Source organism: Halovibrio variabilis (assembly GCF_007991175.1).
Taxonomy (GTDB): domain Bacteria; phylum Pseudomonadota; class Gammaproteobacteria; order Pseudomonadales; family Halomonadaceae; genus Vreelandella; species Vreelandella variabilis.
The window spans coordinates 73604-86604 of record NZ_BJXV01000004.1 but is presented as its reverse complement, the minus strand read 5'-3'; the positions used below and the strand labels follow the sequence as shown (position 1 = coordinate 86604).

General features: G+C 55.8%; 11 protein-coding genes. 5 read left to right on the top strand and 6 right to left on the bottom strand.

Annotation, left to right across the window (positions count from 1 at the left end; all coding sequences use genetic code 11):
* Nucleotides 1–3 precede the first annotated feature (3 nt).
* A complete protein-coding gene (locus HVA01_RS04995) occupies nucleotides 4–858 on the top strand; it encodes a universal stress protein (RefSeq protein ID WP_146873519.1) in 855 nt (284 codons plus the stop codon).
* 6 nt (nucleotides 859–864) lie between these two features.
* Here HVA01_RS04995 and HVA01_RS04990 read toward each other — a convergent pair whose 3' ends face one another.
* Nucleotides 865–2058, bottom strand: coding sequence for an MFS transporter (locus tag HVA01_RS04990; protein ID WP_146873517.1), 1194 nt, complete (start codon nucleotides 2056–2058; stop codon nucleotides 865–867).
* A 135-nt stretch (nucleotides 2059–2193) separates the two neighbouring features.
* Between HVA01_RS04990 and HVA01_RS04985 the strand changes: the two genes are divergently transcribed.
* Nucleotides 2194–2379, top strand: a complete 186-nt coding sequence (locus tag HVA01_RS04985; protein ID WP_146873515.1) for a hypothetical protein — start codon at nucleotides 2194–2196, stop codon at nucleotides 2377–2379.
* Between the two features lie 20 nt (nucleotides 2380–2399).
* Here HVA01_RS04985 and HVA01_RS04980 read toward each other — a convergent pair whose 3' ends face one another.
* A complete protein-coding gene (locus HVA01_RS04980) occupies nucleotides 2400–4091 on the bottom strand; it encodes a 2-isopropylmalate synthase (RefSeq protein WP_146873512.1) in 1692 nt (563 codons plus the stop codon).
* Between the two features lie 259 nt (nucleotides 4092–4350).
* Between HVA01_RS04980 and HVA01_RS04975 the strand changes: the two genes are divergently transcribed.
* Nucleotides 4351–4836 (top strand): Lrp/AsnC family transcriptional regulator, encoded by a 486-nt coding sequence (locus HVA01_RS04975; protein WP_146873510.1) that lies wholly within the window; start codon nucleotides 4351–4353, stop codon nucleotides 4834–4836.
* Between the two features lie 71 nt (nucleotides 4837–4907).
* Nucleotides 4908–5264, top strand: coding sequence for a RidA family protein (locus HVA01_RS04970; RefSeq protein WP_146873508.1), 357 nt, complete (start codon nucleotides 4908–4910; stop codon nucleotides 5262–5264).
* 23 nt (nucleotides 5265–5287) lie between these two features.
* Here the strand turns inward: HVA01_RS04970 and HVA01_RS04965 are convergent, their stop codons facing one another.
* The 4 genes from HVA01_RS04965 to HVA01_RS04950 form a co-directional block, all read right to left on the bottom strand.
* Nucleotides 5288–6151, bottom strand: coding sequence for a MurR/RpiR family transcriptional regulator (locus tag HVA01_RS04965; RefSeq protein ID WP_146873506.1), 864 nt, complete (start codon nucleotides 6149–6151; stop codon nucleotides 5288–5290).
* A complete protein-coding gene (locus HVA01_RS04960) occupies nucleotides 6151–7923 on the bottom strand; it encodes a putative bifunctional diguanylate cyclase/phosphodiesterase (protein ID WP_146873504.1) in 1773 nt (590 codons plus the stop codon). Before HVA01_RS04960 ends, HVA01_RS04965 begins: the two co-directional genes overlap by 1 nt.
* Nucleotides 7920–10061 carry an ATP-binding protein gene (locus tag HVA01_RS04955; protein ID WP_371860132.1) on the bottom strand — a complete coding sequence of 714 codons (2142 nt, stop codon included), beginning with the start codon at nucleotides 10059–10061 and terminating at the stop codon, nucleotides 7920–7922. The genes HVA01_RS04960 and HVA01_RS04955 overlap by 4 nt, the downstream gene beginning before the upstream one ends.
* Nucleotides 10062–10249: 188 nt before the next feature.
* Nucleotides 10250–11605 carry an aldehyde dehydrogenase family protein gene (locus HVA01_RS04950; RefSeq protein WP_146873500.1) on the bottom strand — a complete coding sequence of 452 codons (1356 nt, stop codon included), beginning with the start codon at nucleotides 11603–11605 and terminating at the stop codon, nucleotides 10250–10252.
* Between the two features lie 149 nt (nucleotides 11606–11754).
* Between HVA01_RS04950 and HVA01_RS04945 the strand changes: the two genes are divergently transcribed.
* The gene (locus HVA01_RS04945) at nucleotides 11755–12906 is read left to right on the top strand and encodes a GNAT family N-acetyltransferase (protein ID WP_146873498.1); all 1152 of its coding nucleotides are present in this window, start codon (nucleotides 11755–11757) and stop codon (nucleotides 12904–12906) included.
* Nucleotides 12907–13001 lie beyond the last annotated feature (95 nt).

Sequence of the window (13001 nt, the reverse complement as noted above, 5' to 3'; positions counted from 1 at the left end):
GCAATGTCCGATCACGTATTGGCGGCGATTGATAGTTCCCAGTTTTCAGAAGGCGTTTGCGACTACGCCGCCTGGGCTGCTAAAGCGCTGGAAGCGCCACTTTCTTTTATGCATGTGGTGGATAACCATCCACAAACCTCGGAACCAGACCTCTCTGGCAACCTAGGGCTCGGTACCCGTGAGCATTTACTCGAAAAGCTATCGAATATTGAAGAGCGGCACGCCAAGGTGTCTCGCGAGCAGGGGCGCTTAATGCTGGAGGCGGCAAAGGAACGCGCTCAGGCTGCTGGAATCGCCTCACCGGAATGCTTACAGCGCAACGGTACCCTGGTTGAAACGTTGGTTGAGAAAGAGCGTAACGTTCGCTTGTTAGTGGTGGGTAAACGCGGTGAAACGGCGCATCAAGCCAGCGGGCATCTAGGCTCTAACCTGGAGCGGGTAGTGCGGGAAATGCATCGACCGATTTTGATGGTACCCAAACAGTTTATCCAACCACACAATGTCATGATGGCCTTCGATGGCAGTAACACGGCGCGTAAAGGCGTGGAAATGCTGGCAAAAAGTCCACTGTTCGATGGCGCCACCTGTCATGTGGTGATCGTTGGCGCGGAAACCGCTGAAAACCGCTCCCAATTAGAGTGGGCGCTCTCCACACTGCGTGAAGCCGGGCATAACGCGCAAGGTGCTATTCGCGCGGGTGAGGTCGAGGCGACGCTGCGTGCCTATAAGCAAGAAAATGCCATTGACATGCTGATTATGGGCGCCTATGGCCATTCGCGAATCCGCCATTTATTGGTCGGCAGCACCACCACGGCTATGCTGCGCAACGCGCAGTTACCGGTGCTTATCCTTCGCTAATTAAACCTAGGGTATGCTGTGTGTTTTGGCAATACGCAGCACACCCTGCGCTAACGCCCACGCAGCGATGATAAAGCCCAGCATGCCGATTAAAATCGCATGGAAAGTAACCCCTGCATCAAGCGCAATCCCGAGTACCGCCGGGGCAATGCCGGTGGAAAATACCATTGAGGCGCTCAGTGCCGAGCGCACACGCCCCAAATGCTCGACCCCCCATAGTCTAATCAATAGCCCTGAGGCAATTAACTCTTGGGCGCCCATGGCAAGGCCGCCACCGACCATAACTGCCCATACGCTGATGTTGCCGCCGATAAGCAGTGCAAACAGCATCGCGCCAGCGTAGGGCAGCAGGTAATAGCGGGCCAGCCGAACGGGGCCGATTTTATCGATCCAGCGCCCGCCCAACAGCGCACCGGGCAGCTTTGCGATCCCCATGCCGGTAAGCGCAAACGCGTAAACCCCCAGCGAGCTATCCAGTGCCTGGGTCAACTGAGCCTGATAAATGAACAGGCCCGTCATGGTGATCGGCAGCGACATTAGCAACGGCAGCAGCTGCCAGAAATACTTGTCGCGAAACGGGCGAGGACCGCTGGTTGAGCGTTGAGTGGGCTTTACCCCAGGGGCTTTTGCCCAGGGTGCGAAGGCAATGAAGCCAAGCCAGGGCAGGGCGATAGCAACGCAGAATAACCACCAGAACGATTGCCAGGACATCCAGACTAATGCGATAGCGACGAGGGGCGGCAACAGGGCTTCGCCTAACGGCATGCCCAAGCTCGCCAGTCCCATGGCGCGTCCGCGCAGGGTAGTGAATTCCCGGGCGGCTAATGTATTCCCCAAATGGGTAAGCATTCCCTGGCCGCATAAGCGCACAATGCCTAATCCTATTACCCCGAATAACCACCAGGGCGTTAAGGTGAGCAGGGCAACGCCAGCCACCAGACACAACAGTATGGTGATGGCAAAGCGGCGTGGGCTAATCCAATCAATCGACGGCCCAAAGCGAAGCATGCAGAAGCCGGCTACCAGTGTCACCACCGCATAGGCGGTACCAAACTGGCCGACGCTTAGCCCCAGGTGTTGTGAAATCGGCGCTTGGAATAAACCAATAAAGAAGCTCTGTCCTAAGCTTGAGCTAAACATGGCTAAAAAGGCGATGCCAAGTACGCTGCGGTGGTCGCGTAGCAAAGTGCGATAGCCCATCGTATAAAATTCCCTTTTAAATAAGGCGGAATATTCGCAAAGCATAACGGCATGCAGTGCCCATTGGGTTACGCAATGCCAGCGGCTCAACAAATCCTTAGTGGATCAATAATTGTAGGCTAATGGGAGGGACGTATGAATCATCCTGAGGTAGATATAGCAGCGATTCGTCAGCGGTTGCTGGCGCTGCAAGCGGAATTACGCGAGGAGAGCGCGAGCAGTGAGGACTCCCGCGAATGTATCGAATACGGTGAGTGGATTGGGGCCAAGCGCCTTGAGTGGGACCCCGTCGTGCTCAAGTGTATTGAGTGCGCGGCGTAATCCACTCACCGTGGGAATGATTAGCTCAGCGCGTGTGCCTGCTGTTGAAGCGACGTCGCGGCGGTGGTTTTAGCGGCAAGATTGATCCCCGACAGCAACGCCTTGAGCGATGCGCTTACCGTATCGCTATCCTCGGCCACCGCGCAAAGCCGCTGGCCATCAATATTCAACTGCACAAAGGCAATCGCATTGGCCTCGCTGCTGGCCCCCAGCGAGTGCTCGCTGTAATCGATAATGCCAACGTTGCTGCCAGAATGACGCTGCCACGCATCGGTAAACGCGGACATGGCGCCGTTGCCCTTGCCAGAAAGCTGTAGCATTTCATCGCCCTGTTGCAGGGTGACTTCAATGCCTTCCTGCCGACCTTTGGAGAGCCGGTATTCCACTAACGATAGCGGAATTTCCAGGGTGAAGTTATCAAACATCACCTGGCGAATCATCGCGCTGGAAAGCTCACTGGCACGCTGTTCGCTCTCTTGCTGTACGTAAGGCGCCAAGGCCAGCATCATCCAGCGCGGCAGGTTAATGCCGTAATCGCGTTCGAGCAGAAAGGCCATGCCGCCCTTACCGGACTGGCTATTGACGCGGATCACTGCCTGATAGTCGCGGCCAATATCGTGGGGGTCGATAGGCAGATACGCCACTTGCCAGGGCTCGTCGGGCTGTTGGTGTTTAAGCGATTTGCGAATGGCATCCTGATGGCTGCCTGAAAAGGCGGTGTAGACCATTTCGCCTACCCAGGGGTGGCGCGGGTGCATGGCGATCCCGGTGCACTCGTTGACCACCTGAATAATTTCATCGGGGTTGGAGAGATCCAGTTGAGGATCAATCCCCTGGCTGTAAAGGTTCATTGCCAGGGTGACAATATCCATATTGCCGGTGCGCTCGCCGTTGCCCAGTAGGGTGCCTTCCACCCGCTCGGCACCGGCCAACAGGGCAAGTTCGGCAGAGGCCACGGCGCCGCCGCGATCATTGTGGGTATGCACCGAGATAATCACGCTGTCGCGGCGGCTGATGTGCTGGCAGAAGTACTCAATCTGGTCGGCATGATGGTGCGGGCCGGCCACTTCCACCGTGGTGGGCAGGTTGAGAATGCACTTGTTATCCGAGGTTGGTTGCCACACATCCAAGACCGCCTCGCAGATCTCCAGCGAAAAATCGATCTCGGTGCTGGAAAAGCTTTCCGGGGTATATTCAAAGCACCAATCAATATCCGGGTAGCGGTCGGCGTGGGTTTTGACCCAGGTCGCGCCTTGCACGGCGATATCGACAATACCACCGCGATCCATCGCAAATACCCGCTCGCGCTGAACGGTTGAGGTGGAATTATAGAGGTGAACAATGGCGCGTTTGGCGCCGACCAGCGAGGCAAACGTCTTCTCGATCAGGTGCTCACGGCACTGCACCAGTACCGCAATGGTGACATCGTCGGGAATTTGATCCGCCTCAATCAGCCAGCGCACGAAGTCGTAGTCGGGTTGGCTGGCCGAAGGAAAGCCGACCATGACTTCTTTAATGCCCACTTTCACGATCTGATGCCAGAAGCGCTTTTTTTGCTCAACGGTCATCGGTTCAAGTAGCGCCTGGTTGCCATCGCGCAGGTCTTCGCTTACCCAGATCGGGGCGTGATCCAGATCACGATCCGGCCATTGGCGATTGAAGGCGGGAACACGGGGTGCCGGGCGGTATTTGCGATGATCGAAAGCGGGCATGATGAACGTCCTAAAAGTGGCGGTCTGCCTGAAAGTAACGGTTTTGTTTAATGCGGCTGCTTATGGCTTAAGCCGTTGCTCATCGGTACGGCGAACCTCAAGGGTGCTGAGATCGCCGAGCCGAGGCGTTGTCTGCTTGTGGCAGTCCACACAGTGTAATGGGTTTGCCACGCTAGGTTGTTGCGAAGATGTGTAAAATGAGACGATAATCAGCATATTATTTCTTTAAAATTATTTTAATTGGCAGGAGCTGCCTACTATGCCGGTAACGCCGCTTGTTCTGGATCGTTTTGACCGTCACATACTCGACATTGTGCAGCAGGAGGGTCGCATCAGTAATCAGGAATTGGCCGATCGGATTGGGCTTTCACCTTCGCCCTGTTTACGGCGCGTGCGTTCCTTGGAGGAGCATGGGTTAATTCTGCGCTACCGCGCCGAGGTGGACGCCCGCCAGTTGGGCTATCAGCTCATGGCGCTGCTGCATATTTCCATGGATCAGCATACCCCTGAGCGCTTCGACAATTTTGAGCGTCACATTCGTGACATCCCCAATGTTATCGAATGCTTGATCATTACCGGCCAGGCGGCCGATTTTCAGCTTAAAATTCTGGTGCGCGATATGGACGACTACCAACATCTGTTACTGCACGTGATTAACCGTATTGAAGGCGTCACGGGGGCGCATACCAGCTTTGTGCTGCGGCGGGTGTTTGAGAATCGACCGGTGCCTACTGACCGCGTTTGATTAACCCGACATAGTCAGTCACAAGCTCGGCGGTTTAGACTGTTTTTTCAATCTAATGAGGAGTTGCCACCATGCTGATTCAGCGCCACGATACGAAAGCTCGCATGAGCCGTGCGGTTATCCACCAAGGGGTGGCTTATCTATGTGGTCAAGTGGCGGGCCCAGAAGCGCGGGAGGGTGATATCACGGCGCAAACGGAAAGCATGCTGGCGCGGGTTGACGAGCTACTAAAAGAGATTGGTTCAAGCCGTGAGCAGCTGCTTAGCGCGACGATTTATCTCAAAGAGGGCAGCGACGTTGCCGCCATGAACGAGGTGTGGGATGCCTGGATGCCGGCAGGCTATGCACCGGCGCGCACCTGTATCTGCGCAGCCATGCCCGCCGATGAGCTAAAAGTGGAAATTACCGTCACTGCCGCGGTGAGCTAATAGTTTACACCTCACCTTGCTCCTCACTTATTGGGTTTTTCGATCGGAAAGCGCGTGTCGCGCAGGCTGTCTTTGATTTTTTTGAGGTGAGGGAGGAAGTCTTCACCGCGCCTCAAGGTAACCCCCGTAGCCAGCGCATCAATCAGCGTTAATTGAATCACCCGCGAGGTCATTGGCATGTAGTGGTCGGTGTCTTCGGGCGTGGCGACATCCAGTGTGGCGGTGCACTCGTTGGCCACCGGCGAATTGGGGGCAGTAATGCCGAGTACCACTGCCCCCGCTTCGCGGGCCAGGCGGGCAATATCCACAAGCTCCCGGGTGCGCCCGGTGTAGGAAATAATCACCACCACATCGCCGGTATGGCAGGCCGCTGCGACCATACGCTGCATGAGGACATCAACGTAGGCCATCACCGGTAGGTTAAAGCGGAAAAACTTATGCTGGGCGTCCTGGGCCACTGCGCCGGAGGCACCCAAGCCAAAAATATGGATCTGCTTGGCCTGGGTTAAGTAGTCGACCATGCGCTCGACGGCGGCTATATCGATTTCCCGCTGGGCTTCATCGAGTGCGGCGATCGTGGCGCCAAAAATCTTATGGGTGTACTGGGTGGCGGAGTCGCCGGGCTCCACTGCACGCGTTACATAGGGCGTGCCCCCGGCTAGGCTCTGGGCTAGCTTGATTTTAAAATCGGGGTAGCCTTTGGCGCCAAAGTTGCGGCAAAAACGGTTAACCGTCGGCTCGCTGACGCTGGCCGCCTGGGCGAGGCTGGCAATGCTCAGGCTGGTCGCGACCGTCGGGTCTTCAAGAATGACATTAGCGACTTTACGCTCTGAGCGATTGAGTTCTTCTAAACGTTCGCGTAAACGGTCAAGTAAGTCATGCGCCATTAACGGTCTCCGTGTGAGGATAGGGAAAGTGGAGGTGTGGAATAAAGTGGTTCCCATGCGCCGCACCAGGCCACAAACGCCTCGGCAGCCAGTGGACGGGCATAAAAGTAACCTTGCGCGGCTTCGCAACCAATCGAGCTTAAATACGCCGCTTGCGCCGAGTTTTCGATGCCTTCCGCCACTACATCGCAGCCCACGCTGTGGGCAAGCTGAGTAATCGTGCGGGCCAGTTCGCGGTCAATCGCGCTGGTTTCCAAATCCATGACAAACGCGCGGTCGATTTTAAGCGTCGAGAAGGGCAGCGTTTTAATGTACGCCAGCGACGATTGGCCGGTGCCAAAATCGTCAATGGCGACCGCGATATTCATTTCGGCCAGCTTAGCAAGTTGCTGCTGGGCGTGATTCATATCGCTCATCAGCCCCGACTCGGTCACTTCCAGAGCGAGAAAGCGTTCGGGAATTTGTTGCTGCGCTAGGCGGGCTAGCAGCTGCGGAGCGAAATCTTTGCGCATTAGCTGGCGCGTGGCGACATTCACCGCGATATGGAAATCGTCATTGAGTAGCCCCAGCGCCCGCCATTCATTGATATGGCGCATGGCCTCGCCGATTACCCAATCGCCTATTGAGAGAATATCACCGCTGGCCTCAGCAAGCGGTATAAACTCGCCCGGCGAGATAAGCCCTAGCTCGGGATGCTGCCAGCGTAGCAGCGCTTCCGCGCCGAGAATCTTATGGGTTGCCAGCGAGAGTTTGGGTTGAAAGGCAAGCGACATCTCGCCGCGCTCGGTGGCGCCGCGAATCGCCTGCTGCAGTTGTAGCCGATGGCGCTGTTTGGCTTCGAGCGCTGGGGTATAGCATTGAACCGTCAGTGAGCCATGCAGCGGCAGCGCCAGGGCGGCCATATGCACGAGCCTTTCAGTGTCAAAGTGGCGCGTTTCTCCGCTAATGCCAATGCGTGCGCTGATGGGAAGCAGTAGTTCACCGAGCGTCTGATCTTGCTCAAAACAGGTGAATAAGCGATCGGCCAATGGCAGCAGTTTGGCTGCGTCGCCCGTCGGCGCAATGACTAGCAGTTCGCTACCGCCCCATAAGCCCAGCAGGCAGTCGGCGTCGAGCCGTTGGCGAAGCTGTTGACCGATAAAGTAGAGCAGCTGGTCGGCGATGGGGTAGCCGTGTAAACGGACCACGTCATCCAAGCCGTCAAGGGCAATAAACAGCAGCCCGGCCCCGGAAGCTTGCAAGGCGGCCGCTTGAAGCGCCTGGTTTAACGCCCGCCGGTTAGGTAGTTGCGTGATCGGGTCGGTGCGTGATTGGCGGTCCAGTTCTTGGGTACGCTTAGCGACCATGAGTTCTAGCGTATCGGCCTGCTTATCGCGTATTTGGTAGCGGTGCTCAACGTCCAGGGTGATACGGATGCGTTGCAGGATTTCATCTTGCTTGAACGGCTTGGCAATAAAATCGCGTACGCCCATGGCGAGTGCCCGTTGCCGGGTGGCGTCATCAATTTGGGCCGTCAGTACAATAATCGGCGGCATCTTCTCGGCTAAGTGATGTTGCAGCTCTTCAATCACCGCGTAGCCGTCTAAATAAGGCATGCGGATATCGAGCAGCAACAAGTCCGGTAGCTGCTGTTGGCAGTGGGCAAGCACTTGGCGTGGATCATTGATGCCATGCACATTCGCGAAACCATACTCCTCGAGTAGATCGAGCATTAAATCGATATTAACCATGTTGTCGTCGACAACAAGCAGGTGTTTTTGAGTAAGACTCATGGCCCCTTCCTTGGCGCAGCGTTTAAGAGCTGGTTTAGCTGTTGGCTTAGCTGTTCGATATCGATGGGTTTGGTCAGGTAATCGTAAAATCCGGCGGCTAAGCCATAGCGTAGATCGCGCTCCATGGCGTTAGCAGACAAGGCAATCACCTTGATATGCTGAAGTAGAGGGTCTTGCTGCATCACTGCCAGGGCTTGATAACCGTTCATGCCGGGTAAGTGAATATCCATCAGCACCACATCAGGCGGTGATTGACGCATGATTTCAAGCCCTCGTTCAGCGTTGAGCACGGTCTGAAACTGTATCGAAGGGAAAGCGCCTACAACATCTTCCATCAGCCGCTGGTTGGTGGGGTTATCTTCGATATAAAGCAGCGCAAAGCTGCGTTGGCTATCGGTGTTTGCCTCCACGTGTGCATCAGAAGTTGTGTTACTTGGGGCGGAACGTTCAGCCAGAGGTAGCGTAAACCAAAACGTTGCGCCTACCCCCGGCGTGCTTTCAACCCCGATGCGACCTTGCATTTTCTCGACTAATTGGCGGGTAATCGCCAAGCCAATCCCTGTTCCTTCGATGGCGTCATGCTCGGACCCCAAGCGGTTAAACGGTTCAAACAGTTCATGCTGGCGCTCAGCCGCAATGCCTTTTCCCGAATCAGTAACGCTAATGCGCATTTCATCGCTTAGTTGCGTGGCTGCAATGTCGATAGTGCCCTGCGGACAATTATATTTAATCGCATTGGAAAGCAAGTTAAGCAGTATTTGCTTGGTGCGGGTGTAATCGGCGGTTACCAAGCGGTTTGGTGGCGTTGGCGAGCACGTTAATGTAATCCCCGCGGCTTCGATGTTGGCCTCAAGGGTGCTGCAGGCGTCGTCAATGACATTGGCCATCGCAATAGGCTCAATCGATAACATCAGATGGCCCGCTTCTATTTTAGCGAGGTCCAGCACCTCATTGATTAAGCTCAGTAAGTGTTGGCCACTGTTCTCAATTTGGCCGATCTGACGCCGTTGCTTTTGGTTCAGTGGGTCGCGTCGCCCTTTAACCAGCAACTGCGAAAAGCCAATGATGGCGTTGAGCGGTGTACGCAGCTCATGGCTCATTGAGGAAAGAAACTCGCTTTTGGCTTGATTGGCTTTTTCAGCTTGGTCTCTGGCCTTTGCCAGGTCTTGGGTTACCTGCTCGCGCTCAGCCATTTGGCTATACAAGTTGATGAGTAGTGAGCAGGTGTCGGTAAACGGCTGAAGCCAATCTAGCATGGCTTGGTTCAATGGCTGCTTGCTGTTGGCAAGGGCGTACATGCCGATAAGTTCTTTGCCGCTGAAAATAGGGACGCCCAGGTAGTTATAAAACGGCGTGTCCTTGATGAGAAAACCGCTGCGCTTAATAGGGGGCGGAATGTCGTCGGCAATGATCACTTCACCATAGGCAAAAACACGACCTAACATTGAGTCTGGGTCGGTGAGTTGCAAATTGCCACTACCCAGCTGGTCTATCAGATTACGCGATTCTTCATTCCATGATAAATCGGTAATGGCATGAATTTTAAGCGCATTAGTGGTATCGGTGGGCATGACTTCGCCAATCAGCGCGTAATCGCTATCGGTAAGCTCGCGCAACGCCTCCATTAAAAACACCCACAGCCGCTTGCCGGACATCAGCGCCTGATAGTCGGTAATGCCTTGATGGAGGACTTTAAGCAGCTTCTGCTCTTTATGCATCTTGCCAGTGGTGCGGGTGAGCTCAACCTGTAGCTTGTGTTGGCGAAATAGCTCTTCTACCTGACCCGCTAAACTGCCCAGCAGCTTTAAATCACGCTCGCTAAAAGTGCGTGGTCGGTGGTCAATTAAGCACAGCGTGCCCACCGCCATGCCATCTAGTGGCCGTACCGGGTAGCCGGCATAAAAACGAATATGCGGCGTGCCTATGGTCAGTGGGTTGTCTGCAAAGCGTTCGTCCTTTTGGGTGTCTTCAATGACCAGCGGCCCATCGTGGGCGATGGCATGGGCGCAGAAAGAGAAGGCCCGGTCGGTTTCACGCACTTCAAGCCCTTGGTGCGATTTAAACCATTGCCGCTCTTGGTCTATTAACGACACTAAGGCGACGGGCATATCGAACAGGTCGCGAGCGAGTTGTGTCATGCGCTCAAAAGCCTTGTCAATAGGCGTATTGAGTACCTTTAGAGCATGCAAAGCCGCCAGGCGCTGTGTTTCATTAGGGGGAGTGTCTGGGGCTTGCATGGTTATTCCGACGCAGTGAATGTGTCAAGCATACCTCTTCGGATGTTATACCGATGGGTAACTACATATCGGACATCAACTAACAATCTTTAGCCAAGCCCTAACAGTTTTATCAGCCAGCGCCGGTAGGGCGGGTAAAGGATGTGACTAGTGGCTTGTTTAGATTGATAAAACACCCCGCGTAAATGGCTGAACCGGGTAAAGCCATGGCGGCCATGATAGGCACCCATGCCACTCTCGCCTACGCCACCGAAGGGCAGTGAGTGAACCGCGTGGTGAAGCAGGGTGGCGTTAAAGACCAGTGCACCCGAGCGAGTTGTGTGTAGCAGTTGATGCTGCAAAGCGTTATCGCGGGTAAACGCATACAGCGCCAAAGGATGCGGGCGGGCATTGACATAGCTGATGGCGGCCTGCATATCACTCACCCCAATCACCGGTAGGCAGCGGCCAAAAATTTCCTCGCGCATTATTTGCAGGCCCTGGTGGGGGTCGATAATCAGTGCCGGGGCATGGTCGCCGTGGTCAATGATTCGACAGCCGTGGTTGCCAGCTTCTTCCAGCATGGCTTCGATTCGCTGCTGGTGGGCCGTGTTGATGGCGTCAGTGGCTGCCTGGTCATCGGGGCGCTGTTGCTGAATAGCCTGGCTGAGTGCCTGAGTTAAGGCGCTAATATGGCGGCTTTCCACCAGGACATAGTCGGGGGCGATACAGGTTTGGCCGCCGTTCATGCCTTTGCCAAAAATGATCGCCGCTGCTGCTTTATCCAGATCCGCATCGCCGGCCACGATGGCCGGTGATTTGCCACCTAGCTCTAGCGTCGTGGGGGTTAAATTTGCCGCTGCAGCCTGGGCGACTTGGCGTCCCACCGCGGCAGAGCCAGTGAACAGCAAATGATCAAAGGGCAATTCGCTAAAGCGACGGGCAACCTCCGCATCGCCCTCCACTACGCATAGCTCTTCAGGGGTGAAATATTGCCCCACTAGCCGGTGCAGCAGCTCGCTGGTAGCTGGCGTGTGTTCGCTAGGCTTAAGCATCACTACGTTGCCCGCCGCAAACGCATCGATCACCGGCATTAATGCCAAACTCCAGGGGTAGTTCCAGGGCGACATCACGCCCACAACGCCCAGCGGCTGGGGCGCAATGCGGGCGCGGGCGGGCATTAGCCGCCACGGCATGCCGACCGCCCGGGGGCGCATCCAGTGCCACAGGCGAAGCCTGGTGTGGCGAATAGCGTGGAGCACGGCGCTGATTTCGGCGATGCGTATTTCGACATCGCTGCGGCGGCCGAAATCGGTTTGAATGGCGGCTATAATTTCAATCCGGTGGCGTTGGGTCATGCGCGCTAGGCGGGCCAAGCGGTCGCGTCGAACCTTGAGTGTCGGGTAGGGCATTTGCTCGGCAGCTTGGCGCTGCGTTTTGAAGTCCCCCGTTAGATCGCGCGTCATGACCTCTCCTGGTATAAACGGTTCGTCTCGTCAGATAGTGTAAAGTGACGTAGGCCATTTTATGCTGTGTTAGCCTCGCACTCTCTTTAAGCCCCTAGCGCCGCACTTTTAGCCCCACATTTTTAGCCCCACACTGCCTGGAAGGTGCTATGCCGTCACGCCCACTGTCGTTAACTATATTACCCGCCATTGGGGCCGTCACGGCAAGCCAATGGGATTCGCTGGTCGATCATGATCACCCCTTTCTGCGCCACGCTTTTTTGCACGCGCTTGAAGCCAGTGGTTCCGTCAGTGAGGCAACTGGCTGGGAACCGTGCCATCTGAGTGTATGGCAAGGTGAGCAATTGGTCGCGGCAATGCCAATGTATCGTAAACATCACTCTTATGGTGAGTATGTGTTTGATTGGGGCTGGGCGGACGCACTGGAGCGCGCCGGGGGCAGCTACTACCCGAAAGCCCTCAGTGCCGTGCCCTTCACCCCGGTGCCGGGGGCACGCACGCTCATCGCCAAGCACGCCGATGCGGGGGCGGTACGCGCAATGCTGGCCGAGGCGTGGCGTGAGCAGTGTCAACGCCTTGAGCTTTCCAGCTGGCACTTGCTATTTGCCGACGAGGCAGACGTCAGCGCCTGGCAGGCGCAGTGCCCGGAGCTGATCACTCGTGAAGGCGTGCAGTTTCAGTGGCGTGATCGCGGCTTTGGTGATTTTGATGGCTTTCTGGCTAGCCTGACCTCAAAACGGCGTAAAATGATCAAGCGCGAGCGGCGTCTGGTCGCCGAGCAAGGTTTGACGGTGAGGCGGTTAGAGGGGGATGCCATTACGCCAGCCGCAATGGCGCACTTCTTTGGTTGTTATACGATCACCTACCACGAGCGTGGTCGCCCACCTTATCTTAACCATGACTTTTTTGAACGTTTGCGCCAAACCATGCCCGAGGCACTGGTGCTGGTACAGGCTTATATTGATGAACGCCCGGTGGCGGCAGCGCTGTATTTTCGTGGTGCTAATAGTCTGTATGGACGCTATTGGGGGAGTGAAATCGTCGCGGACTGTCTGCATTTCGAGGTCTGCTATTACCAAGGCCTTGAGCACTGTCTGCAGAGCGGTTTAACGCTGTTTGACCCCGGCACCCAAGGTGAACATAAATTGGTGCGCGGTTTTGCCCCCCAGCGGGTGCGCTCGTTGCACTATATTAGCCACCCTGGGCTTGCTGCAGGCGTTGCCCAGTTTTGTCGCCAAGAGGGCGAGCAGGTCAGCGCCTACCGTGAAGCTGCCCATCAGGCACTGCCTTTTAAGCTGTGATTTAAATGCGGCGCTACTCGCTGGTATTGGCCCTTAATGGCATAATGCGCGCCGATAAAGCCTAGTTTAGCCTTGTTTGTTTAAACGCCACCTTA

Coding starts and splice junctions, on each gene's coding strand:
- HVA01_RS04990 (WP_146873517.1), bottom strand. CDS start 2,058: ATGGGCTATCGCACTTTGCTACGCGACCACCGCAGCGTACTTGGCATC.
- HVA01_RS04985 (WP_146873515.1), top strand. CDS start 2,194: ATGAATCATCCTGAGGTAGATATAGCAGCGATTCGTCAGCGGTTGCTG.
- HVA01_RS04970 (WP_146873508.1), top strand. CDS start 4,908: ATGCTGATTCAGCGCCACGATACGAAAGCTCGCATGAGCCGTGCGGTT.
- HVA01_RS04975 (WP_146873510.1), top strand. CDS start 4,351: ATGCCGGTAACGCCGCTTGTTCTGGATCGTTTTGACCGTCACATACTC.
- HVA01_RS04965 (WP_146873506.1), bottom strand. CDS start 6,151: ATGGCGCATGACTTACTTGACCGTTTACGCGAACGTTTAGAAGAACTC.
- HVA01_RS04955 (WP_371860132.1), bottom strand. CDS start 10,061: ATGACACAACTCGCTCGCGACCTGTTCGATATGCCCGTCGCCTTAGTG.
- HVA01_RS04950 (WP_146873500.1), bottom strand. CDS start 11,605: ATGACGCGCGATCTAACGGGGGACTTCAAAACGCAGCGCCAAGCTGCC.
- HVA01_RS04960 (WP_146873504.1), bottom strand. CDS start 7,923: ATGAGTCTTACTCAAAAACACCTGCTTGTTGTCGACGACAACATGGTT.
- HVA01_RS04980 (WP_146873512.1), bottom strand. CDS start 4,091: ATGCCCGCTTTCGATCATCGCAAATACCGCCCGGCACCCCGTGTTCCC.
- HVA01_RS04945 (WP_146873498.1), top strand. CDS start 11,755: ATGCCGTCACGCCCACTGTCGTTAACTATATTACCCGCCATTGGGGCC.
- HVA01_RS04995 (WP_146873519.1), top strand. CDS start 4: ATGTCCGATCACGTATTGGCGGCGATTGATAGTTCCCAGTTTTCAGAA.